Below are 26,952 nucleotides of genomic sequence, written 5' to 3' on the forward strand. Positions count from 1 at the left end.
AAGATGGGAATCGTTTTTGATTCCCATCTTCTTTTTTACTTCACCATCACCTTCTTGCCATTCACGATGTAAACTCCCGCTGGCAATCCGCTGAATGTCGTCGTATTTGCTTTCACTTTGCGGCCTTGCAGATTGTAAACATCAAACGGCTTACCTTCTGATACCACAATGCCATTGATAGCATTCGTACCGATAGCATAGATTTTCTTGAAATCTTTCCATCCTTCGGCCTGCTTATAGGCATCAATACTTTCTGCTGGCACGTAGAGTATGCAAGTTTCCTTATTGACACCCTCGAATACCGAAGAACTGCCTCCAGCCCTCGTCAAAGCCCTGCGTGTAGCTGCGACTGCTGACAGATTGATGGGGGTTACGCAGTAAACAGTTATCGACTTCAAATTCGTACAACCAGCAAATGCTGATGCACCAATCGAAGTAATACTACTTGGGATAACAATACTGGTCAGATCTGTATTACTATCATAAGCGTTAGCTGCAATACCTGTTACTTTATAATCCGAACCATTCAGTTCAACGACCTCAGGAATAACGACGTCGCCCGACGCATCAAGTCCACTCCATATTTCCACCTCAGGAGTAGCATCTCCACCAGCAGGAACAATAATATTGTAAGCTCCAGTAGGATCATCCTCTACCGAAGTCGTAATTCCGAGAATGTTATTCGCAAACGGCTTCCAATCGGGATGATTCTTATAGGTATTAACAGCATCGTTAGGCACATTCACCGTCACATTAGCAGACGGGAACGCATCTGCGCCCAACTTGGCAGGCGATGAGCCTTCACAAGTAATTGATACCAGGTTAACGCAACCTTCAAAGGCATTGGCTCCAATATTCTCAATACTCTTGGCAATGGTCAGCGCCTCAATATTCGACTTGCCCTTAAACACGGCATCTCCAACCGAAGTCACAGTATATTCATCCTTGCCAATCTTGAATGTGCCATTGATTGTTACATTCTTGCCAACATTACCGACCCTTGTCAGCACAGCTTTCTTATCACCAGTCGAATAAACATAAGTCCATCCATCCACATCAGTTTGTTTACGTTCTCCCACAAATACATTCAGGAAATTCCACCCCCTGGCTTTATAATCACTTACATTATTAGAAGAAGGTATAAACAAAGTGGCATTGGTGTTGGCAAATACATTTGAAATAGAGATTGGATTCACAATTTTGCTCTCTATCCACTTCAGCTTACTGCAAGCACTGAATACATCAGCATCGATATTCTCTACCCCAGCAGGAATAATCAGACTTGTAATAGTGTTTTTGTTAGCAAAAGCAGACTTACCAATGATTGCAACTGTATAGTTCTCACCAAGTTTAACCGAGCTAGGGATAACAACATCATTTGATGAAGCCGCGTACTTTCTTAGGATAGCCTTACACTTCCCGTCTATTTTCAGGCAATCGTAAGTGTTTCCATTGTCCACACAAACATCAACGAATTCTCCTTCTGCGACATACGAGACATTGTTCCATCCACTTACATTATACTTTTCTTTTGCACCCTTTGGTATATATAATGTTGCATCATTGGGGAAGTAATTTGCCTCATTTTCGACAGGGTTCTCTATACTACTTGACACACGAGTGATAGCTTTACATCCGTCAAAAGCCTTCTGGCCAATGGTTGTCAACGTTGATGGTAGCCATACCGTCTTCAGATTACTGCAACTCTGGAAGGCATAGGCACCGATGGTGGTGATATTCTTAGCTATCTTCAGTTGCGTCATCTTACCCTTATTGGGGTTATTTTTAAATACCGACTCTGAAATTGTAGTAACTTTATATGATTCACCTTCAAACTCAACAGTTCCATCAATAGTAACAACTTCTTTGTCAACAGTTGTTCCAATCAAAGTGGCTGTACCAACGCCCTTCAGAAATTCGTAAGTCATACTGCCCACGGGAGCTGTTTTCTTTTCACCTTGAGCCCAGTTATCAAAATACATCCATCCTTCAGTATTCTTATACTCAGCCTTAGTAGATCCATCCTCGTCGTAAGGTATATATACCGTTGCATTCTCATAGATAGCCTTAGGGAATACATTCTTCTTAAAACTGAACAGATTATCTTTCGATATTTTACTTGTAATGATTAATAGTTTTGTACATTGAGCAAAAACATTATCTGCAATACTCTTTAAAGATTCTGGCAAGACAATCGTTTCCACATTCTTACAGTCTTTAAATGCATCTGTGCATATGGTAGTAACCATATACTTAGCTTCGTCATTTTTCAACTGTACGATACTCGGTATATCAACATTTTTAGTTGCAACAACCTTAACTAACTGTGCTACCGTTTCATCCTTATCATTAATCACACATTCGAATGTCAGACCATTCAGACTTCTTTCATTTACAAAAGTTCCCTCTTTTCTTATCGGACATGCTTGCCATACTTCACTTGCATTATAGTCATCTATCGTACCACAAGGAACATATAAAGTTGAGGTAGACTTAAAGGCGGGGAATGCATCAGAGCTCACGTTAGGAGATGCTAAAGGCGTTTTACGCATGGTACATAAATAATCTATTTCACTACAACCATAGAATGCCTTACCAGCAATGCTCTCCAATGATTCGGGAAGCCATATTTTATTCAAGCCTATGCAACCTTGGAAAGCAGAAGCTCCGATTGACTGCACCTTCTCTCCTATCTTCAATGTCCTCATATCAGTGTTACCCTTAAAGGCATTCTCAGCTATAGCAACCACATTAAATGTGGTATTATTCTCGTCATTCTCATTTACTTTAAACGCTATAGAAGGAGGAATAACAACATCCTCATTCATATCACTAGTCTTACCCTCAATCAATATTGCGACTTTATCTCCTGTCGCACATGTGTAATACAGGCCATCTGTACTCTGATATCGAGATCTGTCGCCCACAAGGATGTATGCAACATCCCATGTTGCCTTATAATCATTATACAAACCGGCATCTGCGATAAACAATATGGCATCAGGTTTCGAGAATGCGATACTGCTTGGATTAGCAATCTTGCTAACGATTTCTTTCAGGTTCGTGCAACCTTCAAAAGCATTCTCACTAATCGAAACAATATTCTCTCCAATCTTTACCATTTTCACATCTGTATTATCCTTAAACACAGAGTTAGCGATAGAAATCACATTAAACTTTTTCTTATCCTCATCTGCCTCATTAACTTTGAACTCTATAAAATCAGGGATAGTCACTGTGCCATTCTTATCAATGGCTTTATCCTTATCCCACACACCTATCAAGATAGCCTCACTGCCACCTGCTGTGAATGAATAAACTAATCCATCTTCAAATTTTTTCTCTTGTCTATCTCCTACATATATATGATTTGATTTCCAACCTGCATCTACATACAAATTCTTAATATCGCTATCTGGAACATATAATAAGATATCAAACTGAGAAAGGGCGTTTAAATGCTTATTATAATCTATACAAATTATTTCTGAAAGATTGCTGCAATCTGAAAAAGCATTTTCGCCAACTATCTTCAGAGAAGTCTTAATCTCCAACCTTTTCAGATTAAGATTACCTCTAAACGCATCCTTACCAACGGCAATTACATCACATTTAGCAGCATCATTTCCTTCTCCAAGAGTAACTTTAGAAGGTATGGTTACAATACCATCCTCATTAATACCATCCTTGGCAACCCCAATCAAGATGGCCTTGTTTCCGCTCTTTTCACTTATTGTATAGGCATATTCTAATCCATCTACATCAGGTGCAAACTTATAATCACCCTCAAGAGTATACAAGAAATCCCAAGCAGAATAAAGTTCTGCTGTACCATCTGGAACATATAATATAGCATTTGGAACTGATTGCGCACTTATTTTACTAAAAACATCAGAATCCTTAGTTTTACTGATTACCTCAGTTAAGCTACTGCAACCATCAAAAATATCGACCCCAAGATTGGTTAGCGATGCAGGCAACTCAATCTTCTTAATACTGCTACAGTTCTGGAATGCTTGCTCTTTAATTTCCTTTATTCCATTTGGCAAAACCATGCTCTCAAGATTAGTATTGCCATTAAAGGCATTAACTCCAATATGTGTCAGTGTATTGGGGAATTCAATCTGTGTCAAGCCAGCACAGCCACTGAAAGCATCGTCACCAATCTTCTCAAGGTTCTGAGAGAGTGTGATACTCTCAAGTTTATTATCTCCCTTAAAAGTAGCTGTACTAATATTCGTAAGATTCGAAGGGAGCTTGACTTCTTCCAAATTTGTACAGTTTTGGAAAGCATAAGCCCCAACAACTTTTATTGTAGATGGCAATTCTGCCTTTGTAATATTTTTATTGTTCTCGAACGCATATTCAGCAATAGTTGTTACATTATAGTCATTATTTCCCAATGGAATTTTATCAGGGATGACTACATCATCACTCGATGATGTTAATATCGCAGATTTACCATTGACGTCCTCAACACATATATAATTAACGTCTTTATAATTAAAAGCATCGATAAATTCGCCCTCAAATACTTGATCCCTTTCTTCTACAAACTTATGCCAATACTTATTTTGCAAATACGCATCCTTTCTTTCAGAATGTACAATTAAATATGCAGAATATTTGGGGAATGTAGATTCACTGATGATTGGGACTTTATTAGCCAAACAACCAATATGTGTAATAGAATTACATCCTCTGAAAGCATTGTCGCCAATTTTAACCAAAGAATATGGAAGCCAGACTATCTTAAGATTATTACAGCCATCAAAAGCATTGGCACTGATTGTCTGGACACCATCCTGTATTTCCAATTTCTTGATTTTCGACTTATCTACATTTTTAAATATATCCTGTCCAATAGTATTCACCTCATAATACTTATTATCATATTTAACCGTACCAGGAACTTTTATCAGGCCATCTTCATCATCCACAGCCTCTATGGATGTGATGTTTGTCAAAGTCGCCTTTTTAGCACCTGTTAAAAATTCAAATACCATTGTGGGATAATCTTCAGCAGGCGTATTAGGAATTCTTCTTCCTTCAACATAATAAGCCGAATAAGCCTTCCAACCATCTTGACCCTGATAAGCAGATATTGATCCTTCCGGAACAAAAACCTCTGTTTGTGTATTGAAAGACGCAGGGAATATATTATCATTGTATTGTATCAGGTTGCCATCTATGTCTTTATCTATATCGCAATAGATGGTCTTTAATGCCACACTGTTGCAGAATGCACCAGCGCCAATTTCAGTAAGTGACGATGGCAGTGTCAATTCTGTCAAGCCAGTACAACCACTAAAAGCATTTTCGCCGATGGTATTAACTCCCTCTGGAATAGTCAGAATTTTAATACTATTATTCTTAGTACTACTGAATGCGGAAGCTGCAATAGTCTTCACAAACTTTCTGCCATAATCGGCATCGTCTATGAATTCATCAACATCAACACTATTACTTGTAGCTTCAGCCTTTATCAATGTGGCTTCCGATTCACCTGTTGCATATTCATAAGTCAAACCAGTAGCGGTAGTTGGCGTGATTCTTAATCCTTTATAGATTAATGGGAATTTCTTCCATTCTACGGCATTAGCGCCATCACCAGTATAGGCTTCAAACGAAGTCTCTGGCACATAGAGTGCAGCGAGAATTTGCCCGCTCGTTGTTTTATAGAACACATTATCACTGATAGATAGTGGATTTGCAATCTTACATGAAACATTTTTCAAGTTTGTACAAGTAGCAAAAGCATTATCTCCAATAGATTCAATACGCTCAGGTATTGTAAGATTCTCAAGTTTACTGCTACTACCGAACGCAGATTCGTCGATGATTGTTACGGTATAAGTATTACCATTAATTGAAACTGTAGGCGGAATCACTACATCTGCTTTCGAAGTAGTCGATTTAGTCAGTATTGCCGTACCAGGAACATATTCACCTTCATCATTCTTATGGTCCAAACAGATAAATGATAATGGCTGATCAGCATCATCTGTCGATTTTACATTAATAAATTTTCCCTCAAAGATTTTTCTTCCACCTTGTATCCAATAGTCTTTATTCACATAGTCATTCTTAGCACCATCGGGAACTAGTAGATAAATTGTATTGGTTGTTTGAGGGAACGAATTATCGCTAATGTCTGCAGGAGTTTCCGCCATACATCCTATATGTGTAATAGCCGTGCAGCCCTTAAAGGCTTCAGCTCCTATGCTCGTTAGAGTTGAAGGGAGCCAAATTGTTTCTAGTTTTCCACAACCATCAAATGCATTGGCATCGATGATGGTTTGAATATATTTTTGCGGATCATCTTGAGGTCTTTGTATCTCAAGTTTCTTAATCTTCGATTTATCAACATTTCTGAAAACGCTTCCACCTATCTTCTTTACTGTATAGGTTTTGCCATCATAAAGAACATTACCAGGTATTCTTACTAGACCATCCTCTGTAACATCAAGTTCAGTTACATATTTCAATGTCGCAGTATGATCACCCGTCATAAACTCGAAGGTCATTTTTGCATAATCACCATCGGCTTTTGCTTCAGGAATTCTTCTTCCTTCTATATAATTATCAAAATAAGTTTTCCAACCATCTTGCCCCTGATAAGCAGATATTGATCCTTCTGGAATAAATATTTCAGTTTTAACATTGAATGATGCAGGGAATATATTATCATTGTATTCTATCAGTTTACCATCTATGTCTTTATTTATATCGCAATAGATGGTCTTTAATGCTACACTGTTACAGAATGCACCAGCGCCAATTTCAGTAAGTGTCGATGGCAGTGTCAATTCTGTCAAACCAGTACAACCACTAAAAGCATTTTCGCCGATGGTATTAATTCCCTCTTGAATAGTCAGAGTTTTAATAATATTATTCTTAGTACTACTGAATGCAGAAGAAGCAATAACCTTCACATACTTTCTGCCATAATTGGCATCATCTATGAATTCATTAACAGTAACACTATTACTTGTAGCTTCGGCATTAATCAATGTTGCTTCTGATTCACCTGTTGCATATTCATAAGTCAGGCCTATTTCTGTAGTAGGCGTGATTCTTAATCCTTTATGGATTAATGGGAATTTCTGCCATTCCACGGCATTAGCGCCATCACCAGTATAAGTTTCAAACGAAGTCTCTGGCACATAGAGTGCTGCTGGGATTTTTCCTAATGTTGTTTTATAGAACACATTATCACTGATAAAAAGTGGACTCTGTATCTTACATACTACATTTTTCAAATTTGTACAAGTAGCAAAAGCTTTATCTCCAATAGCCTCAATACTCTCCGGTATTGTTAGATTCTCAAGTTTACTGCTACCACCGAACGCAGATTCGTCGATGATTGTTACATTATATGGCTGGTCATCAAAAGTAACTTTTGCGGGGATATCCACCTCAGCAATCGATGTTGTTGACTTTGTTAATATCGCAGTTCGTGTGATATTACTTACATTTTCACCTTCATCATTCTGTGTTACTGTTTCATGTTCCAAACAAATAAAAGTCAAAGGCCTGTCATCATCGTCTTTAGCTTTCTCATTCACGAATCTGCCCTTAAAGATTTTCTTGCCCTGCTTCCAATAGGTATTATTGGCATAGGCATCCCCTGCTTCATCAGGAACAAGCAGATAAACGGGATTAGTTGTTTGAGCAAATGAGTTTTCGCTGATTGATGGTGGAGCTACAGCATTACATCCAATATGGGTAATAGCTGTACAGCCATTAAAAGCATTAACGCCGATGTTCTCCAATGTTGAAGGAAGCCAAACTTTATTCAAGCCAGTGCATCCCGCAAATGCACTCTCCCCAATAGATGTAATATCAGCAACAATCTTAAGATTCTTAATTTTATTTTTTTCTGTTGTATTCTTGCACGCATTATCTCGCACTCCAATTACACGATAGTCATTTCCAAGAATAGTAACATAAGGTTGAATTTCAAGAATATCTTTACCTTCTGGGGCACGCAACACATGAGTCAATATAGCCGTGTTGTTATTTGTAAAGAACTCATATTGCATGTTTGGGTCATTATCATCAGGGCAATTATCCTTATCACCCTCAATATACTTATCCTTAAATCTTACCCAGCCACCTTTATTCACATCGATATAATCGTCATAGGCACCCTCTGGAATAAAGAAGCTAACCAGTGGTATTGGGTTGGAGAATACGGTTGGAGCAATAATGGGCAAATCCAAACCAGGGATTTTACTTACGATGGTAACAATAGGACACTCGTCGAATGCCATATCACCGATAGACTTGATGCTGGCTGGTAATTTTAATTCTTTCAAATTCGTACAGCCTTTAAATGCCATCTCACCAACATAGTTTATACCATCACCAATTTCCAACTTTTTCAAAGTCGTTTTATTTGTGAGTCCATTATTTATGAATGCTATTTTCTTTACCTCCAAATCTTTAGTTGAATTATCCGCAGGTATAAAAACTTGTATCTCATGGGGTAAAGCTATCTCTTCTTTTTTAACCTGCAGACCTATCAATTTTGCTTTTTTACCTTTTGAACCATATAGCAGGGTGTATAATTCATCTTTATCCTTTCCCACTATTTTAAGTCCTTCATAAGTGTTTTCTTCTTTAAAATTATTCCAACCGTCAGTTGTTAAATAACCAGTCGCATTTGGAACAAACAATGAAGCTGAATAATTTGAGAATACGTCATCTGTTATAGGGAAAGGACTACTTTCTATTTCAATGTCTGTAATGTTTGTGCAACCGTTAAAAGCTTCTGCATCAATTGCTGTCAGTGTGTTTGGCAATTTAATACTATTAATACTGGTGCATTTTTTGAAAGCCGCCACACCAATAACAGCTATTGAGTATGATTCATTACCTGAAACTGGAGAATTAATTACCAAATCAGATTTTCCAGATACAGGTACGCCTCTTACTAAAGCGGCTGTTTTTGAGCCTTCTCTACTCCAGCCAATATAAGTACCGGCATAAGTTTCCTCGTTACTCTTGAAAACCTCGATTTTTTCGCCATCAAAATATTTTGTACGGAATCCCCATCCATTGTGAGAATGGTTTGCATACAAAGTGGCGTTTACATTTGTAGATGGAAAAGCATTTGAAGCAAAAACATCAGGAGATGTACTTCTACATATGATATGATTCAGAGAAGAACAACCTTTGAATGCATTTCCATATACAAATTTAAGTTGCGATGGAAGGTTTACTATACGCAAATTCAAACAATTATTAAATGCATCACTTCCGATAACAAGATAAGGGGCTGACGATTCTTTATCATCTTCGAACGTCAACGTATAACATTTTGCATTATTGAAAACACTATTATCAACAGCAACAACCTTATACTGCCCAAGAGTCTTAGGTATAACAAGATCAACAGTTTCTTTACTACCACCAGTTATTATAGCTTCTTTTGAGTCTGTCGAATATATATACTTCCAATCACCATCACTATCAGCAACTGGAGTGCCTTCCATTGTTAAAGCGAATCCCGTCCAATTATAGTTTCCCTTTTTACCATTAGGAACATAAAGATATCTTGCATTGTTAAATGTTCCACTATAATCGGGCTGTATTGCAGCTTTACTTACGACTCTAACAAGTCCAGAGCAGCCACTAAATGCATTCGCACCGATAGCAGTAACATTTTCAGGGATAGTCAATTCTATTATTCCTGATTGGTTTTTAAAAGCTTCCTTGTCTATACCAGTAACTTTATAAGTTTGGGGAATTTCAACAATTCCACTTGCAGTGCATCGTAACAATGTCGCCTGTTTATCAGCATCATTAGAAGCGTTAACGCAAACAAAAGTAAATTTGTTATTACCTTTATAAACATCATCAGTTAACATATCGCCAATAAAAATTCTGGCACCGAAAAAAGTCTTCCACGTATCATTCACATAGTCTTCTTTAGGAGCATAAAGAGTCATCATTGGATTAGCAGTAGCAGGAGGAAAACTATATTTATTGTTTGATGCATCGCAAACAATAAGTATATCTTCCGCTTTCTGAACTTTACACCACACATGTTTTAAATTGCTGCAGCCAACAAAAGCATTTATACCAATTGTTCTCAAACTCGCAGGCAATGTAAGCAGTTCCAATTGGGCACAATTCTGGAAAGCAGACTCTCCTATCGAAATTAGTGAAGTAGGGAGAGTCAAAGAGTTTAAATTTGTCCAGTTGTAAAAAGCCCGATTACAAATTGTTTCTATACCATTCTGAATTTCAAGAGTATTGAAACTTACAAATGGATTGGTATTATTGTTTTCAAAAGCATAACTTCCGATACATACAACATCATAATCTTCCTTATTATTCTCATCTAAAACTCTTTCTACTTTGTTCTTTACAGTTATCTTGCCTGGGGTTTCTATAGAATTCGCACCCGATAACAAAGTCGCTTTTTTATCAACACTTGCACCCACATATGTAGTTCCGTCTTTCGTAAAATAATTCATATCGCCCACATATATTCTATTACCAAATATATTATTCCAATCTGTAACTAACGAATATGCAGACTTCGCTTCGGATGATGGAACATAAAGTGTTGCATAATTATTATTATTAAGAGAATTGGGGAATTTTTTTAGGATAAACTCCTGTGGTGTATTCTTAGCACATCGCACATGAGTCAAACGACCACAGCCTCCAAACGCATTTGTACCAATAGATTCCAAACTATTGGGTAAATCTAGCAATTGTAAGTTTGAATTGTTACTAAATGCATCTTTTCCTATCGTCTTGACATTTTCCTCAATCTTTAAATATCTGATAGAAGAATTGTCTTTAAAAGCACCCTCTCCAATAGCGGTTACATCAACACCTCCTGCTACAGGGATAGTACTAGGAATCACAACTTCCCTTTCTGGAAAGCTCTTTCCATCTACCAACGTTGCCCTTGTACCTTCATTATCAGTGATATACTGATATTTAATTCCTGTATCAGGATCCGTATAATCACTTTGGGCCATAATGGTCATCGAGGTTAGTAAACTAAGCAATAAAAAAAGACTCTTCTTCATATCTATAGCGTTTTTATACATTTGGGGACAAAGGTAAGAAAAATATCGATGTTTCCCAAATTTTAAATGTTAAATCTATAAATTTATATTAGTGCAGGTTAGTGCGTACTGCAGTGCGCAAATAAACGTACAGCAATACGCCAGTAAGCGTACTGCAGTGCGGAAGGCGGCATACTGTAGTACGGATTAGCCGCACTACATGCGGAAACATGCCGTACTACTCGTTGAGACTATCTCAGCACTAATCGTTCCAATTATAAAGCTGCTCATAGGCATCGAAGCCGAGGTGCTGCATGCCGATTTCCTTCAGAACATTCTTTATGATCATTATATCCTTGGGCGAACAAAGCCTCTCCCCTCGCCTACGTTCGAAATATCCCGTACGACCGAATTTACCTTGAAGTCTGCATGAGAACGTCTTATATTGCCTTGGCAACATCTCTTCCTGCATCTTTGCAAATCCACGAGCAAATGTCTGAGGCTCGTCTGAACGGTAGAATTCGCACTTTTCCGATGGTTCCGTAAATAAGGGATTCACTATTTGCACTATCTTGTATTTCTTGGTTAGCACATTCGTGGCCATTTGACGAAGACAGTGAGCGGCCATCGGACAGTCAGACTTGATACAAAGTGTATAATAGTCTGGTACTTCTTTACTACTGATTGTATTCATATTTGTTGATTATTTAAATACTTGCGGTTTACATATCGGCACCTCCATACGCCGTATTTTTAGTTCATGAGCCTCAGTTATATTTCGCTGCATAAACTTTACAGAGAAATAGTTCATAACCCATTTCAATATGGCATCACTTTCCCAGTTCTCAATACCAACTCGTCGGGCTATGTGATGCGTTACTTTTTCGTCTAGATAGAAAAGCAAATCCTCCTTGGCGACATATTCTGGCACCCTGTACTTTCTAGCATAGGCTTGGGTAAATTCACCGAAATAACGATTATAATAGGCTTCGTTTAAAAATAACGTCATAAATCCTTTATGTATGCGTTTAAGAGCCTCATCGCTTGCTTCTACATGAAACTTAGGCACGTTACCAGCCAATAACATATGCATATTGATACCATGACGATGTTGACGCTGATTCTCAGAGATCTTGTCGCGATCGTTATCGTTGGCCAATGCATTGGCCTTACAATCGAATATCTCGTATGGTATAGCCGGCTCTTCAATCTCCTGGCTTGGCAAAGCCACAAAACGGTCACCCACCAAGGGCGACATAAACGCATCCATCTGATGCGTTTCTCTGTTACGAACGATACGAAAAGCTTCAGCTTTCTCTATCAGTTCTATTAGTTCCGAATCTTGCTTGAACCCGAGCGCCTTGCGCAGTTTATTAAAGTGCATGCGAGTATAGGCCAACGTTACATCGTCCATATACTCGTAAGCCCCATCGAAAAGATATTTAATCTTTCCGATTTCCGACCACGAAAGTTTATGAGCGCGCCAGTGGCGATTATAGCTGCGGGCGCTCGTAGCAGCTATAGCCATATCCGTTTTATGTCTCATCGATTAATTTTTATTTATTGATTAGGCCCTATTTATAGGATAGGGCCTATCGTATAGGCCTTTAAAGAAAAGTTCGGTATTTCCCGAAGTTGATTATCTGGCTACAAATATACACATTTTCTATGAAACCACCAAATAATCTTCCACATTTTTTGGATAATTCAAAGAAAAAAACTACCTTTGCAGCAATGATACATTATATACGACTTATACGCCCGTTGCAGTGGCTCAAAAACGTGTTTGTATTTGCGCCCATTTTCTTCAGTACCAACCTGCTGAAGCCGGAATTCTTCTGGCCCACATTGATGGTGTTTGCATCGTTCTGTTTGATATCGAGTTCTATATACTGCTTTAACGATCTGAAGGATGTAGAGGCCGATCGTCAGCACCCAAAGAAATGTCACCGCCCCATTGCGTCAGGCAAAGTTTCAGTGATGGGAGGCTATGTGATGATGCTACTATGTACCATTGGTGCATTAGCCATTCTGCCATTGGCAGAGAGTCCTAATACGCCTTACCTCTATGCCATCATTATTGGTTATTGGCTGATGAATATCGGCTATTGTCTGAAGTTGAAGCAGTTTGCTATCCTCGACGTATCGATTATAGCCATAGGTTTTGTGATGCGCGTATTAGCTGGAGGTATCGCAACGGATATCTACATATCGCACTGGTTGGTGATGATGACTTTCCTAGTCACACTGTTCTTAGCCTTCACCAAACGTAATGACGATTATCGTATCTATGAGCAGACAGGCACCAAGCCTCGCGTATCAATCACAGGCTACAACAAGACCTTTATCAACGAGGCTACAGCCATCATTGCCTCTGTAACATTGGTGTGCTATATCATGTACACCATGTCGCCAGAGGTGATTCATCGCTTAGGCACCCGTTATGTTTACCTCACGTCAGGCTGGGTATTAGCTGGTTTACTACGCTATCTGCAGAATATGATTGTGTTCGGATTGAGTGGCAGTCCTACCAAATCTTTGGTAAAAGACCATTTCGTGCAATTCTGTATCCTGGGCTGGATAGCCTCATTCTTTGTAATTATCTATCTGTAAGATGAAGAAGAAAGAAAGATACGACCTGATTCTGGAGCATTTCCGCGAGAAAATGCCGTTAGTAACTACCGAGTTAGATTTCGGTAGTACCTTCCAACTGTTAGTAGCTGTGGTGCTGAGTGCGCAGTGTACGGATAAACGCATCAATCAGGTAACGCCCGATTTGTTTGCCCACTACCCTGACGCTCAGTCGATGGCAAAGGCTGAAGAAGAGGACATCTTTGAATGGATAAGGAGTGTATCGTATCCTAACGCCAAAGCAAAACACTTGGTAGAAATGGCAAGGGTGCTAATGGAGAAGTTTAATGGCGAAGTACCCAGTACACTCGACGAACTGCTAACACTGCCTGGTGTTGGCCGCAAAACAGCAAATGTGATTCAGAGTGTAGCTTTCGGCAAAGCCACCTTAGCCGTCGACACACATGTATTCCGTGTAGCACATCGACTTGGCTTGGTAAGCAAAAGCGATAATACCCCTTATAAAGTAGAAATGGCGCTCACGAAGTATATCCCCGAAGAGGATATACCTAATGCCCACCACTGGCTGCTACTACATGGACGCTATGTTTGCACAGCGAGGAAACCTCACTGTGAGAAATGCGAAATAGAAAAATACTGTGCTAAGATTATTTCTTAGGAGCGTTACGCTGCTGACCTAACTTGCGGAAAGCACGACGATGGAATTTATCCTCGGCAATAATCGTTCCAATTACTTTTGAAGCAGGCAATACACGTAAGAACTTATTATGATAGGTCTGAGCTATCTGCTTCAACTCAATCTCCAACTGGTCGCGACGCTGTACAGCACGCTTGCACGAAGCCTCATCATGGGGCAACTTAAAGAGTTCATGCATCTTATTATAAACTACACGCTGCTTCTGTTGCATCTCACGATACAATGGAAAGAACTTAGCGGCCTCTTCGTTAGTCAAACCAGCTTCGGTAGTGATATACTGCTCTAAGTCAGCCTGGAACTTCTCAGGAGAGAACTTCTGCTGTTCCTCGGCTGAAGCACCAAGCGCAACCACAAACATCAATACTGCGAATACAAGTAGTTTTTTCATCTTTCAAATACTTTTAATTTTCAGCTAAGTAAGCATAGATTTCGTGATTATCGAGCATCATGTAGTCAACAGCCTCATCCATATATTCGCTACTGGCATCCTGTTGCTGAGGCTGAACTGCGGTCTGAGCCTGTATGCTATCAGACGAAACGGCATCATTTGCCTGCCACATCCAGACAGCACCTGCTACCAACAAAGCACACACGCTGGCTGCCGCATAGAATACGGGGCGCATAAATACAGACTTGGCACGACGTTTTGGCTGCTCAGGCAGATTCTGCATCACCTGGGCAGTCAGGTTATCAAAATAACCCTCTGGAACGCGGAACGGATTCCGCTTTCCAACCTTTTCCTGTATGTACATTTCTTCGTTCATCGTATATATGACGTATTGATATTCAAATAGTTTAATCGCGCGACTTAAAAAATTCTGTAATCTTTTTCACCGCAATATGATAGGACGCTTTCAATGCTCCCTCCGACGTATCGAGCAGCTGACTGATGTCGCTGTATTTCATCTCCTCAAAGTATCGCAACTGGAACACCGTACGCTGCACATCGGGCAACTGTGACACAGCCTGTTGCAGCATCGCCTCGGTCTCGTTACCATCAAAATAGTCATCAGCCAACAGCGAGTTAGCAACCGACATATCATCAGAGGTAGCAGAGCCCAGGTGTTTATTGCGACGCAGAAAGTCGAGACTCTCGTTGATAGCTATACGCGACAGCCAAGTTGAGATCTTCGACTCGCCATGAAAATTATCAAAGCCATTCCATGCTTTCAGAAACGTATTCTGAAGCACGTCGTTGGCATCGTCGTGGGTAAGCACGATGCGACGTATCTGCCAGTACAGCTGTTCGCTATATTCGCGTACTATCGACTCGAACTCCCTTCGCTTATCCATTTTAATTCTTTACTAATCACCTTATCGAATCCATACAAATCGGGCCAATAATCAATAGCGCCCGTCTTAGGATTGGGGAAGGTTGTATAATACAATATGTATAGAGGCACGTGAGGCTTTACAGCATGATAGGATATCAGTCGATACGGATGCGGGGCATCAGCATGTTTGTGCAGCCACTCACGACCACGATCGGTTACAGGCGGAATATCCATCGAGATGCGAAGACTCTCGAGTGTCCATTCATCCACATCAGATAACAGAAAACTGGCCAGTTCAAACGGTTTCTGCACACGGACACAACCATGCGACAGGGTGCGGCGATCTCGCTGGAAAGCACTACGGTTATTGGTATCGTGAAGATAAATCGAGAAATCATTCTGGGAACGGAATACGATACGGCCCAAAGAGTTGCCTACTCCACCCTTCTGACTAATACGCAATTTACCAGAAAGTAACGCATTAGCACCAACACTGGCAACATTCAGAGTATCACCCGATTCCTTATCGATAACAGAATAACGGTTACGGGCAAAGTAAGCCGAATCGCCAGCATGATGCACTACTTCGGTCTTTACGATATTCTGTGGAATCACCCACTCAGGGTTTACCTGCATATAGCTGATGGCACTATGCAATAAAGGCGTTTTGGTTGGCACCGCACCACAACAGATACGCATATCAAGCACACTATCAACATCTATCGCCCACAACTGCTGAGCAGGGATATTTACCAATATCTGGCGTTTTACATCCTTAGGATGCTCTATCTGCCAGCGACAACGCTCCATGTTTACCGCCAACTGATGGCGTTTATCAGCATTGGTTGTCTTATCCATTTCACGCAACAGCGCCTTATAGATATAAGTATCAGGCGCTGAAGAAACAAGGAAAGCCAAGCGATCGCTTTCAGTCATCTTTTTGGCAGCCACAGATGTATCTGGCAAAGCTGGATCATAATCAAACACACGAGCGAAAATGCCAGGATTACCCACCTTGGGATCCATATGATTAAACACACGTGGTTTCATAAAACCATACCGTTGACCAGTTGCATAGCGAATATATGCCTTGGACAGATGGGCATTCAAACGAGGTAGCACCTCATTGATACTCATCCCAACCGAATCGAATAATAGCTGATGAACAATCTCTAAATCCTTAGCTATCTCAGGTACAAAAAAAGCAGTTGTATCTAAGCCGTTACGTGGCACCTCACGGCGCAGATAGGCCAAAACGGAATCGGCATCTGCCGATACCCCCATTCTATCAAACCAAGCACCGGTAACCGCACTGTCTAACTGATTAACATATTCACCAAAAGCAGAACGTTCAGCCTCAGATAGTTCTTGGCTTCCATGACCGAAGCAGGAAACCAGCACCAAACAGATACTCAACAAACCGAAACTTATCGGATGGATACCTTGCGAACTACTTTTCCGACCTTTAATATGTAACACCCTTTAGAAAGATTTAGTTCCAAACGCTGAACGGGGGCATCAATCTCATATTCTGCCACCAACCGACCTGTAAGCGATACCACCTGAAGCGTTTTGCCTTGAGCACCACTTACAGTCACAATATGTCCTTCGACCGCTATCGATGGTTCATCGAATTGTGCCGAAGAAGCCGGATCCATCAGCATTCCAGTAGCTAAAACCGGGGCTGCCAGTAGGAACAATATGGTTGATATGAGTAGAATTCTCCGCATAAGCAATCTATCTATATTCGGGGCAAAGATAGACAAATCTTCCGAAATGAACAAATTTTCGGCTTAAAAAGTAGCTTTTAGAGCCTTCTATACATCGAAAACATCCATTTCATTCGTCAAAAAACTATTCTCGAACACTTCTTTTGCCTGATTCAGCAACACCGTTTCATCCTCATATCGCGAACTATAATGACCTAACAACAGTTTGCCTGCCCTCGCATCACGAGCCACCATCGCTGCCTGTCGGGCTGTGGAATGACAGTATTTCTCAGCCTGAGGCAAATGATCATCGCCATAGGTACTCTCGTGATAAAGGGTGCTCACCCCTTTCACCTGCTGCCAAAGATCAGGAATATAGCGTGTATCCGACAGATAGGCATAGCTACGAATAGGATCGGCAGGTGTAACCAGTCGTTCATTGGGAATCACATCACCATCGGGAGTAGTCCAATCAGCGCCACATTTAATATTATTTATCTGCGAGTTAGGAATCTGATAGGCATCCATCATATCACGGCGGATATGGGGTTGTGCAGGCTTCTCACTAATCAGATAGCCACAACAAGGCATGCGATGAATCAACGGAATACTCTCAACTGTAATGCTGCGATCTTCGTACACCACCTGGCGCTGTGTGGTATCTACTGGATAGAATACCACCTCGTAGCCCAAGTCGTGGGTATAGAATTTAAGTTGTCGGTCTAATTCCTCTCCAAGTTCCTTGGGAGCATGAACATGCAGCTTGGCTGTGCGTCCTAACAAACCGAACGTTGAAATCATACCAATCAGTCCAAAACAGTGATCACCATGCAGATGGGTAATAAACACATGACTGAGTTTATTAAAACGTACCCTGCACTTCCGTAACTGCATCTGGGTGCCTTCGGCACAATCAAGCATCAAAACCTTCTCTCGCACCTCGACCACCTGCGACGACGCATTATGACGAAGTGTAGGCAGCGCACTGCCACAACCTAATATATGAACTTTAAATGGTTCCAAAACGCAGTAATTATGTTTATAATTTCATATACTCGTCCTGATGTTCCTCCAGCTTCAAGCCATGAAGGTCAGGCTGTTCTTTCTCTCGCCAACGGCTATACTCAAAGGTTTCCTCCTCATCCTGTGGCTTACCAATGGTTTTATATACTAGCGTATCTGATGAAAGTTTCAGGATATCAAAGCTGTTGGTTTCCTCAGATTGTTCACCACCTTCGCGAATAGACGTAATTTCCAGTTTGCCATTGAAGATACGCCAGGTACGATAGGTAATGTTGGTCATCTCAATCGATTCAGCCACACCACCCTCTTTGATACGGATACCTATTTCATCGCTGCCATCCAAAGGATCGGGCATCACCCAATCGCCCAACAACAAGTTGATATTGATAACCTCAGAAGCCTCTGTCTGATTTTTATTAGTCATCACTGCCAAACGATCACCTACTCTTACAGAGCCTAACATCTTATGGTTTTCAAGAGCCGGCGTGATATCAAGCGTCAGCGTGTCACCGACATCAGTTATCACCTTCAACTGGGATGTAGAAGGAATCGCGCCACAGAGTCCATAGAGTGTATGGTCACGAATCTGATCATACGCATCCACCGTATCCTCTTCACGCTCAGCCTGATGCGTGTTACCACCACAGCTCAACATCATCATAGCGGCCATCGCCACACTCAGAAAAACCAACTTTTTCATTTGACTATTTGACAATTTAATGATTTGACAATTCTACTTTCTTCGCTTCATTCCAGAGGGCATCCATCTCGCCTAAAGTCATATCCTTAAGCGGCTTGCCAATCTTAATGCTATGCGCCTCGATATAATTAAACCGGTTGATAAACTTTCGGTTTGTCTTTTCAAGGGCATTATCAGGATTCAGTTTATACAATCGGGCGGCATTAATCACGCTGAACAAGAAATCGCCCAACTCCTCAGTTGATTTTTCTTTATCTTCCTTATTCAGCTCTACCTCCAATTCAGCCAGTTCCTCATGCACTTTTTTCCATACATCCTGACGGTCTTCCCAATCAAAGCCTACGTTGCGAGCCTTATCCTGAATGCGATAAGCCTTGATCAGTGATGGCAGAGCATCAGGCACACCAGAGAGAACCGATTCGTTACCATCTTTCTCTTTCAGCTTTATCTGCTCCCAGTTTTCAAGCACCTGACCAACTGTCGTTACCTTTGCAGAATCACTATTCACTATTCCCTGTTCACTATTCACTTCCTTTGGCACATATGGCAGCGGTTTGGGGTTCTCGGCCTCAATCTGCGAAGGATGATAAACATGCGGATGGCGGGTTATCATCTTACGAGTGAGGGCGTTACAAACGTCAGCCATATCAAACTGCTCTTTCTCCTCAGCTATCTTGGCATAGAAACAGATGTGCAGCAACACATCGCCTAATTCTTTACAAATATCGGGAATATCGTTTTTAATGAGTGCATCGCAGAGCTCGTAAGTCTCCTCGATGGTATTGGGGCGAAGACTCTCGTTGGTCTGCTTTTTGTCCCATGGACAATTTGCTCTTAACGCGTCTAAAACGTCAAGAAAACGACCGAAAGCCTGCATTTTTTCTTCTTTTGTATGCATAAAACTATCTTTTTCCGTGCAAAAGTACTAATATTAATTGGAAATTTAGTAATTTTGCAGCGATTTTTGCAAAATATTAAAATATTATATATGGAATTAGCTAGCAAATACGACCCAAAAGAGGTCGAATCGAAATGGTATCAGTACTGGCTGGACAACAAGCTCTTTGCCAGTAAGCCCGACGGACGTCAACCTTACACAATCGTTATTCCGCCACCCAATGTAACGGGTGTGCTGCACATGGGACACATGCTGAACAACACCATCCAGGATATTCTGGTGCGTCGTGCTCGCATGGAGGGAAAGAATGCTTGTTGGGTACCAGGTACCGACCATGCTTCTATCGCTACCGAGGCTAAGGTGGTTAAGAAACTCGCCGGCGAGGGTATCAAGAAGCGTGATCTGACCCGTGAGCAGTTCCTGAAGCACGCATGGGATTGGACCGATGAGCACGGTGGCATCATCCTGAAGCAGTTGCGCCGTCTGGGTGCCAGCTGCGACTGGGACCGTACCGCATTCACTATGGACGAGACACGCAGCAAGAGCGTCATCAAAGTATTTGTAGATCTCTATAACAAAGGCCTCATCTACCGCGGTCTCCGTATGGTAAACTGGGACCCCAAAGCTTTGACAGCACTTTCAACCGAAGAGGTGATTTATAAAGAGGAGAAGAGTCACCTGTTCCACCTGAAATATTATGTGGATGGCTTGACCACCCTCGAAAACGAGGAGGCCTTAAAGGCTGAAGGCAACATCATCCACAAGGACGAGAAGGGCTACTATGCCGTAGTTGCTACTACACGTCCTGAGACCATCATGGGTGATACTGCTATGTGTATCAACCCCAAGGATGCCAAGAACCAGTGGCTGAAAGGTCGCAAGGTAATTGTTCCTCTGGTAGGTCGTGTGATCCCCGTGATTGAGGACCGTTATGTAGATATCGAGTTTGGTACCGGTTGTTTGAAAGTAACCCCTGCACACGATACCAACGACTATATGCTGGGTAAGACTCACAATCTGGAGACCATCGACATCTTTAATCCCGATGGTACCATTTCGGAGCAGAGCCCACTCTATGTAGGTATGGACCGCATGGATTGCCGTAAGCAGATCTCGAAGGACCTGCAGGAGGCAGGATTGATGGAGCGCATTGAGGACTATATTAATAAGGTAGGTTACTCTGAGCGCAACCCTGACACCGCCATCGAGCCACGCCTCTCACTGCAGTGGTTCCTGAAGATGCAGCACTTTGCTGACATCGCTCTGCCACCAGTAATGAATGACGAACTGAAGTTCTATCCAGCAAAATACAAGAATACTTATAAGAACTGGTTGGAGAATATCCAGGACTGGTGTATCTCTCGTCAGTTGTGGTGGGGACACCGTATTCCTGCTTACTACTACGACGAAGAGAAGTTCGTTGTAGCCGAGACAGCCGAGGAGGCCCTGGAGCTGGCTCGAAAGGAGAGCGGCAACGCCAACCTGCAGATGAGCGACCTGAAACAGGACGAGGATGCCCTCGATACCTGGTTCTCATCATGGCTGTGGCCAATCTCATTGTTTGATGGTATCAACACCCCTGGCAACGAGGAGATTAAATACTACTATCCCACTAGCGACTTGGTAACTGGTCCAGATATCATCTTCTTCTGGGTAGCTCGTATGATTATGGCCGGTGAGGAGTACATGGGTACCTTCCCATTCAAGAACGTTTACTTCACTGGTATCGTTCGTGACAAGTTGGGTCGCAAGATGTCTAAGTCGCTCGGTAACTCACCCGATCCTATCGAACTAATTGAGAAGTTCGGTGCCGATGGTGTACGTATGGGTATGATGCTCTCTGCACCTGCTGGTAACGATATTCTGTTCGACGAGGCACTGTGCGAGCAGGGACGTAACTTCAACAACAAGATTTGGAACGCCTTCCGCTTGGTTAAGGGTTGGAAGGTTGCAGATATCGAGCAGGCCGAAGCTGGAAAAATTGCCACCAAGTGGTTTGAGGCAAAACTGAAGCAGACCAACGCTGAGGTTGAGGATTTGTTTAAGAAGTACCGTATCAGCGAGGCCCTGATGGCTGTTTATAAGCTGTTCTGGGATGAGTTCTCAAGCTGGTACCTGGAGATGGTTAAGCCTGCCTATATCAATGGTGAGCCCCTGCCTATCGACAAGGCTACTTACGATAAGACCCTCGAGTTCTTCGAGATTCTGTTGAAGATGCTGCACCCATTCATGCCATTCATTACTGAGGAGCTGTGGCAGCACCTGTACGATCGCAAGGATGGCGAGAGCATCATGAAGGTTAGCCTGAAGCTCGACGCTCCTACTAAGGCTGACGAAGAGCTGGCTGCTCAGATTGAGAACGTGAAGCAGATTGTATCAGGCGTTCGTATGGTTCGTAACCAGAAGAACATTGCTCCAAAAGAGCAGCTCGACCTGCAGGTTGTTAGCAAGAACGATTATGCTGCGTTTGATGCCGTCACCATCAAGATGGCTAACCTGAAGAGCATCAACGTAGTTACCGAGAAGGATGCCACCGCATCAGCCTTCATGGTAGGTACCGACGAGTTTGCAGTTCCTGTTGGTGACATGATTGATGTTGAGGCCGAGATTGCTAAGATGGAGGCTCAGTTGCAGCACCTCGAAGGTTTCCTGGCAGGTGTGAAGAAGAAGCTCTCGAACGAGCGTTTTGTAGCCAATGCTCCTGAAGCAGTAGTTGCACTTGAGCGCAAGAAGCAGAGTGATTCTGAAGAGAAAATTGCAGCGCTGAAAGAAAGCATCGCTGCTCTGAAGAATAAATAAAAAGAATCCCCGCCGATTGGCGGGGATTTATTATTTCAGGCCTTTATTCAAGAATTCAATATAACCTTGAATATCCTCATCGTAAGAACGGCTGCCCGCTAACGGGTGGCCTTCTTCGTTTAATAGCACATAGAACGGTTGGGCGTTAGCACCGAACTTCACACGCTGCAGATAGCTCCACTTATCACCCACAGTACGCAAGGTACGCTTCTGGCCATTCTCCTCCACCTCGATAGGTGTAGCGAGTGGTGTCTTGTCGTCTACGTAAAGCGATATCAAGATATACTTATTATTCAGGATATCAGCCACCTGAGGATCGCTCCATACAGCAGCCTCCATCTTACGACAGTTTACACAACCAAATCCAGTAAAGTCGATAATCACAGGTTTGTGCTCAGCCTTGGCAGCAGCCATACCCTGTTCGTAATCCTTGTATTTGGCCTCGGTCACCGTCTTCTGCAGATTAAAGTCCTGTGTACTCATAGGTGGTGCAAAAGCTGAAATGGCTTTCAAAGGTGCTCCCCACAAACCAGGAATCATATAAATAGTGAAAGCTAACGAAGCCATAGCCAAGAAGAACTGTGGTACATTGGTACGATGCTTATCATCGTCGTGCGGGAACTTGAGCCAGCCCAACAAGTATGCGCCAAGCAGACCGAAGATAACAATCCACAACGACAGAAACACCTCACGATCGAGAATATGCCAACCGTAGGCCAAATCAGCCACACTCAGGAACTTGAGTGCAAAAGCCAACTCGATAAAGCCCAAGGTTACCTTGATGGCATTCATCCAACCACCTGACTTAGGAGCCGACTTCAACAAAGAGGGGAACATGGCAAAGAGTGTAAATGGAATGGCCAATGCAATGGCGAATCCCAACATACCGATAGTTGGAGCCACAATGCTTCCCTGCGTAGATACAGCCACTAACAGGAATCCGATAATAGGACCGGTACATGAGAAAGACACCAAAGCCAAGGTGAACGCCATCAGGAAGATGCTGAGCAATCCTGTAGTACTCTCGGATTTCTCATCAATCTTTGTTGACCACGACGCAGGCAAGGTGATTTCGAAAGCACCTAAGAATGAAGCGGCGAAGACAACCAACAACAGACAGAAGAAGATATTGAATACCGCATTAGTGGCCAAAGCATTCAGCGCACTGGCCCCAAACAACAGAGTAACAGCCAAACCTAACAGCACATAGATAACCACGATGCTTGCGCCATAAGTAGTGGCCTCGCGGATAGCTTTTGAGCGATCTTTATTACGCTTGAGGAAGAAAGATACCGTCATCGGAATGATTGGCCACACACAAGGTGTGAACAAAGCAATGAAACCACCCAGCAATCCCTCAATAAAAATCAACCACAGAGCCATACTCTCGGTAGGAGCCGCATTGCCATTGAAAGCCTGCAATTCAGAAACAACAGGTGTCCACAAATCATTTGCAACAACAGCACTATCTACAGGCGCCACTACTTTCGCAGTATCTACCTCGGGAGCATCTTTTGGAACAGAAGCTTCCTCCTCAATGGAACTTTTACCACTTTGCTTAAATGTAACCTCGGATGGTGGCAGACAAGCCTGATCGTTGCAGGCACCATACTCAATATAGCAATCGATATCGTATTGGGGCTTGGTAAACTTAATCTTCTGCACAAAGGTCACGGCCTGCTCAAAGTAGCGTACCTCCATCTCAAAGAGTTTATCAAACTGCTTGATTTCCTTGCCATGAGCCTGCAGTTTTCCTACAGGTTCGGCACCATCCATCTTATTCTTGTGGAACGAAGCCGAAATAGGGCCATCGTTACCCAAGCCTGTAGAATAGACATGCCAGCCAGCATCAATCGTTGCCTTGAATACCAGTTCAGCCTCACCATTCTTCAAATCCTTCATCTGAGTGGTGAAGTGTACCGGATCCATCATCTGGGCCTTGGCTGCTACGAAAGCAACCAAGAGCATCCATATAGTTAAGAGTTTCTTCATTTTTGTGCGATTTATTTATCTGATAAACAACAACTCACGGTACTTGGGTAATGACCACAGACCGTCCTCAACAATCATCTCAAGATGGTCGATCTCATAACGGATGGCATCCATCTTAGGACAAACGGTATCATGATAGCTCATGGCACGCTCATGGATATTGTAGATTCGATTAGCCACACGACGAGCCTCTGTGAGATCATCAACCAACTGCTCGATACGCTCGGTACGCTCAGCAATCTCCTTAATCAGTTTCATATTACGGGCAGACAAACGCTCAGCCTCAGCCTTTGCAAACACATCCTTCATACCCTGTACATTCTTAATGAGCTGACTCTGATAGTGTGTGCTCACAGGGATGATATGGTTCATCGACAGGTCGCCCATCACACGAGCCTCAATCTGAACAGTCTTCACGTAGGTCTCCCACTTCACCTCGTTACGAGCCTCTAACTCCTTACGATTCATCACCTTTACCGACTCGAACATCTTCACGCTGTCCTTATCCAGATAGTGCTCAATAATCTTTGGTGTTGACTTCTCGACATCCAGACCACGCTTGGCAGCCTCGGCCACCCACTCGTCGCTATAGCCATTACCATCAAAACGGATTGGCTTACAGGTCTTAATGTCCTCACGCAGGATATCAACAATAGCCGAAAGCTTGCTCTCACCCTTGGCAATACGCTTGTCCACACGATGCTTGAAGTTCTGCAAAGCCTCAGCCACAGCCGAGTTAAGTGCAATCATGGCTGAAGCGCAGTTTGAGGAAGAACCTGGTGCACGGAACTCGAAGCGATTACCCGTAAAGGCAAATGGCGATGTGCGGTTACGGTCGGTATTATCGATAATCAGATCAGGAATCTGTGGAATATCGATCTCCATGCCCTGCTTACCCTTAATAGTAAAGAGATCGTCCTTATCTGAAAGTTCAATATGATCGAGCAACTCAGTAAGCTGCTTACCCAGGAATGAACTGATAATAGCAGGAGGTGCCTCGTTACCACCCAAACGATGTGCATTGGTAGCACTGACGATTGAAGCCTTCAACAGTCCGTTGTGCTTATATACACCCATCAAGGTCTCGACAATGAAAGTTACAAAGCGCAGATTCTCCTCAGGTGTTTTACCAGGCGCATGAAGCAGCACGCCACTATCGGTAGAAAGACTCCAGTTATTGTGCTTACCACTACCATTAATGCCATCGAATGGTTTTTCGTGCAGCAACACACGGAAGCCATGCTTACGAGCCACCTTCTTCATCAGCGACATCAGCAGCATGTTATGATCGACAGCCAAGTTACACTCCTCGAAGATTGGTGCCAACTCAAACTGGTTAGGTGCTACCTCGTTATGACGGGTCTTACAAGGAATAGCCAACTCGAGTGCCTGGATTTCCAAATCCTTCATGAAGGCCTGCACACGATCAGGGATAGTTCCGAAATAGTGGTCGTCCATCTGCTGGTTCTTGGCACTCTCATGTCCCATCAGGGTACGACCAGTAAGCATCAGGTCGGGACGTGCCGAATACAAACCCTCATCTACCAGGAAGTACTCCTGCTCCCAACCTAAGTTTACCTGCACCTTAGCCACATCATTGTAGAAATACTGGCACACATCGGTAGCAGCTTTGTTAACAGCATGCAGCGAACGGAGCAATGGTGCTTTATAATCGAGCGCCTCACCAGTATAAGCAATAAAAATAGTAGGGATACAGAGTGTATCGTCGATAATGAACACAGGCGATGTAGGATCCCAGGCAGAATAACCACGAGCCTCGAAAGTATTACGGATACCGCCATTAGGGAAGCTTGACGCATCAGGTTCCTGCTGAACCAGCAGTTTGCCACTGAAGTTCTCTACCATACCACCTTTACCATCGTGCTCCACAAAGGCGTCGTGCTTCTCGGCAGTACCCTCAGTTAATGGCTGGAACCAGTGCGTGTAATGGGTTGCTCCCATTTCCTGTGCCCATTTCTTCATACCTTCGGCCACTTCGTCGGCAATCGAACGGTCCAAACGGGCGCCATTATCTATGACATCAATCAGTTTGTTGTACACCGTAATGGGCAGATACTTATACATCTTCTCACGGGTGAACACATACTTACCGAAATACTCTGAGGGACGCTCTGCAGGCGTTTTAACCTCTACAGCTTTTTTCTTAAAAGCCTCTTCTACAACCTGGAATCTAAGTTGATTTGACATAGTCTTATATAATTTATCTTTTTACCT

At 42.5% G+C, this 26,952-nt stretch carries 16 protein-coding genes; 3 read left to right on the top strand and 13 right to left on the bottom strand.

Annotated features, from left to right (window positions below):
* Positions 1 to 35 precede the first annotated feature (35 nt).
* From PRU_RS15840 to PRU_RS07265, 3 genes are all read right to left on the bottom strand, one after another.
* A complete protein-coding gene (locus PRU_RS15840) occupies positions 36 to 11,054 on the bottom strand; it encodes a leucine-rich repeat protein (RefSeq protein WP_177168143.1) in 11,019 nt (3,672 codons plus the stop codon).
* Between the two features lie 241 nt (positions 11,055 to 11,295).
* Complete coding sequence (locus tag PRU_RS16080) at positions 11,296 to 11,727, bottom strand: DUF6078 family protein (protein WP_041385892.1); 432 nt, start codon at positions 11,725 to 11,727, stop codon at positions 11,296 to 11,298.
* Positions 11,728 to 11,736: 9 nt separating this feature from the next.
* The gene (locus PRU_RS07265; protein WP_143040049.1) at positions 11,737 to 12,561 is read right to left on the bottom strand and encodes a hypothetical protein; all 825 of its coding nucleotides are present in this window, start codon (positions 12,559 to 12,561) and stop codon (positions 11,737 to 11,739) included.
* Between the two features lie 206 nt (positions 12,562 to 12,767).
* Here PRU_RS07265 and PRU_RS07270 point away from each other — a divergent pair, with 206 nt between their 5' ends.
* Complete coding sequence (locus tag PRU_RS07270) at positions 12,768 to 13,646, top strand: decaprenyl-phosphate phosphoribosyltransferase (protein ID WP_013064946.1); 879 nt, start codon at positions 12,768 to 12,770, stop codon at positions 13,644 to 13,646.
* 1 nt (position 13,647) lies between these two features.
* A complete protein-coding gene (gene nth, locus PRU_RS07275; protein ID WP_013065070.1) occupies positions 13,648 to 14,283 on the top strand; it encodes an endonuclease III in 636 nt (211 codons plus the stop codon).
* Here the strand turns inward: nth and PRU_RS07280 are convergent.
* The 8 genes from PRU_RS07280 to mazG all read right to left on the bottom strand — a co-directional run bounded on the left by PRU_RS07280 (position 14,273) and on the right by mazG (position 19,926).
* A complete protein-coding gene (locus PRU_RS07280) occupies positions 14,273 to 14,710 on the bottom strand; it encodes a hypothetical protein (protein ID WP_013064405.1) in 438 nt (145 codons plus the stop codon). The genes nth and PRU_RS07280 overlap by 11 nt on opposite strands.
* A 13-nt stretch (positions 14,711 to 14,723) precedes the next feature.
* Positions 14,724 to 15,086 (bottom strand): hypothetical protein, encoded by a 363-nt coding sequence (locus tag PRU_RS07285; RefSeq protein WP_013065309.1) that lies wholly within the window; start codon positions 15,084 to 15,086, stop codon positions 14,724 to 14,726.
* A 31-nt stretch (positions 15,087 to 15,117) separates the two neighbouring features.
* Positions 15,118 to 15,615 (bottom strand): RNA polymerase sigma factor, encoded by a 498-nt coding sequence (locus PRU_RS07290; RefSeq protein WP_013063187.1) that lies wholly within the window; start codon positions 15,613 to 15,615, stop codon positions 15,118 to 15,120.
* On the bottom strand, positions 15,585 to 17,012 hold the full coding sequence (locus tag PRU_RS07295) for a L,D-transpeptidase family protein (protein ID WP_148214884.1): 1,428 nt from the start codon (positions 17,010 to 17,012) through the stop codon (positions 15,585 to 15,587). The genes PRU_RS07290 and PRU_RS07295 overlap by 31 nt, the downstream gene beginning before the upstream one ends.
* An 11-nt stretch (positions 17,013 to 17,023) precedes the next feature.
* The gene (locus PRU_RS07300; RefSeq protein WP_041385898.1) at positions 17,024 to 17,326 is read right to left on the bottom strand and encodes a T9SS type A sorting domain-containing protein; all 303 of its coding nucleotides are present in this window, start codon (positions 17,324 to 17,326) and stop codon (positions 17,024 to 17,026) included.
* Positions 17,327 to 17,413: 87 nt separating this feature from the next.
* The gene (locus PRU_RS07305; RefSeq protein WP_013065638.1) at positions 17,414 to 18,328 is read right to left on the bottom strand and encodes a ribonuclease Z; all 915 of its coding nucleotides are present in this window, start codon (positions 18,326 to 18,328) and stop codon (positions 17,414 to 17,416) included.
* Positions 18,329 to 18,344: 16 nt separating this feature from the next.
* Positions 18,345 to 19,028: a lipocalin-like domain-containing protein gene (locus PRU_RS07310; RefSeq protein ID WP_013063333.1), complete on the bottom strand. Its 684-nt coding sequence runs from the start codon at positions 19,026 to 19,028 to the stop codon at positions 18,345 to 18,347.
* Positions 19,029 to 19,044: 16 nt separating this feature from the next.
* Positions 19,045 to 19,926, bottom strand: coding sequence for a nucleoside triphosphate pyrophosphohydrolase (gene mazG / locus PRU_RS07315; RefSeq protein WP_041385900.1), 882 nt, complete (start codon positions 19,924 to 19,926; stop codon positions 19,045 to 19,047).
* Between the two features lie 90 nt (positions 19,927 to 20,016).
* On the opposite strand from mazG, the gene PRU_RS07320 reads away from it, so the two are divergent.
* A complete protein-coding gene (locus tag PRU_RS07320) occupies positions 20,017 to 22,725 on the top strand; it encodes a valine--tRNA ligase (RefSeq protein ID WP_013063839.1) in 2,709 nt (902 codons plus the stop codon).
* A gap of 30 nt (positions 22,726 to 22,755) precedes the next feature.
* On the opposite strand, the gene PRU_RS07325 is transcribed toward PRU_RS07320, so the two are convergent.
* Together PRU_RS07325 and PRU_RS07330 are read right to left on the bottom strand one after the other, a co-directional pair.
* Positions 22,756 to 24,717 (bottom strand): protein-disulfide reductase DsbD family protein, encoded by a 1,962-nt coding sequence (locus PRU_RS07325; RefSeq protein WP_013063772.1) that lies wholly within the window; start codon positions 24,715 to 24,717, stop codon positions 22,756 to 22,758.
* 15 nt (positions 24,718 to 24,732) lie between these two features.
* Complete coding sequence (locus tag PRU_RS07330; protein WP_013065587.1) at positions 24,733 to 26,925, bottom strand: glutamine synthetase III family protein; 2,193 nt, start codon at positions 26,923 to 26,925, stop codon at positions 24,733 to 24,735.
* Positions 26,926 to 26,952: the final 27 nt, after the last annotated feature.

Origin of the sequence: Xylanibacter ruminicola 23 (assembly GCF_000025925.1) — a bacterium.
Taxonomy (GTDB): Bacteria; Bacteroidota; Bacteroidia; order Bacteroidales; family Bacteroidaceae; genus Prevotella; species Prevotella ruminicola.

What these genes read in the sequence shown, in the direction of transcription:
- PRU_RS15840 (WP_177168143.1), bottom strand. Translation starts at nt 11,054, where the DNA reads ATGAAGAAGAGTCTTTTTTTATTGCTTAGTTTACTAACCTCGATGACC.
- PRU_RS16080 (WP_041385892.1), bottom strand. Translation starts at nt 11,727, where the DNA reads ATGAATACAATCAGTAGTAAAGAAGTACCAGACTATTATACACTTTGT.
- PRU_RS07265 (WP_143040049.1), bottom strand. Translation starts at nt 12,561, where the DNA reads ATGGCTATAGCTGCTACGAGCGCCCGCAGCTATAATCGCCACTGGCGC.
- PRU_RS07270 (WP_013064946.1), top strand. Translation starts at nt 12,768, where the DNA reads ATGATACATTATATACGACTTATACGCCCGTTGCAGTGGCTCAAAAAC.
- nth (WP_013065070.1), top strand. Translation starts at nt 13,648, where the DNA reads ATGAAGAAGAAAGAAAGATACGACCTGATTCTGGAGCATTTCCGCGAG.
- PRU_RS07280 (WP_013064405.1), bottom strand. Translation starts at nt 14,710, where the DNA reads ATGAAAAAACTACTTGTATTCGCAGTATTGATGTTTGTGGTTGCGCTT.
- PRU_RS07285 (WP_013065309.1), bottom strand. Translation starts at nt 15,086, where the DNA reads ATGAACGAAGAAATGTACATACAGGAAAAGGTTGGAAAGCGGAATCCG.
- PRU_RS07290 (WP_013063187.1), bottom strand. Translation starts at nt 15,615, where the DNA reads ATGGATAAGCGAAGGGAGTTCGAGTCGATAGTACGCGAATATAGCGAA.
- PRU_RS07300 (WP_041385898.1), bottom strand. Translation starts at nt 17,326, where the DNA reads ATGCGGAGAATTCTACTCATATCAACCATATTGTTCCTACTGGCAGCC.
- PRU_RS07310 (WP_013063333.1), bottom strand. Translation starts at nt 19,028, where the DNA reads ATGAAAAAGTTGGTTTTTCTGAGTGTGGCGATGGCCGCTATGATGATG.
- mazG (WP_041385900.1), bottom strand. Translation starts at nt 19,926, where the DNA reads ATGCATACAAAAGAAGAAAAAATGCAGGCTTTCGGTCGTTTTCTTGAC.
- PRU_RS07320 (WP_013063839.1), top strand. Translation starts at nt 20,017, where the DNA reads ATGGAATTAGCTAGCAAATACGACCCAAAAGAGGTCGAATCGAAATGG.
- PRU_RS07325 (WP_013063772.1), bottom strand. Translation starts at nt 24,717, where the DNA reads ATGAAGAAACTCTTAACTATATGGATGCTCTTGGTTGCTTTCGTAGCA.
- PRU_RS07330 (WP_013065587.1), bottom strand. Translation starts at nt 26,925, where the DNA reads ATGTCAAATCAACTTAGATTCCAGGTTGTAGAAGAGGCTTTTAAGAAA.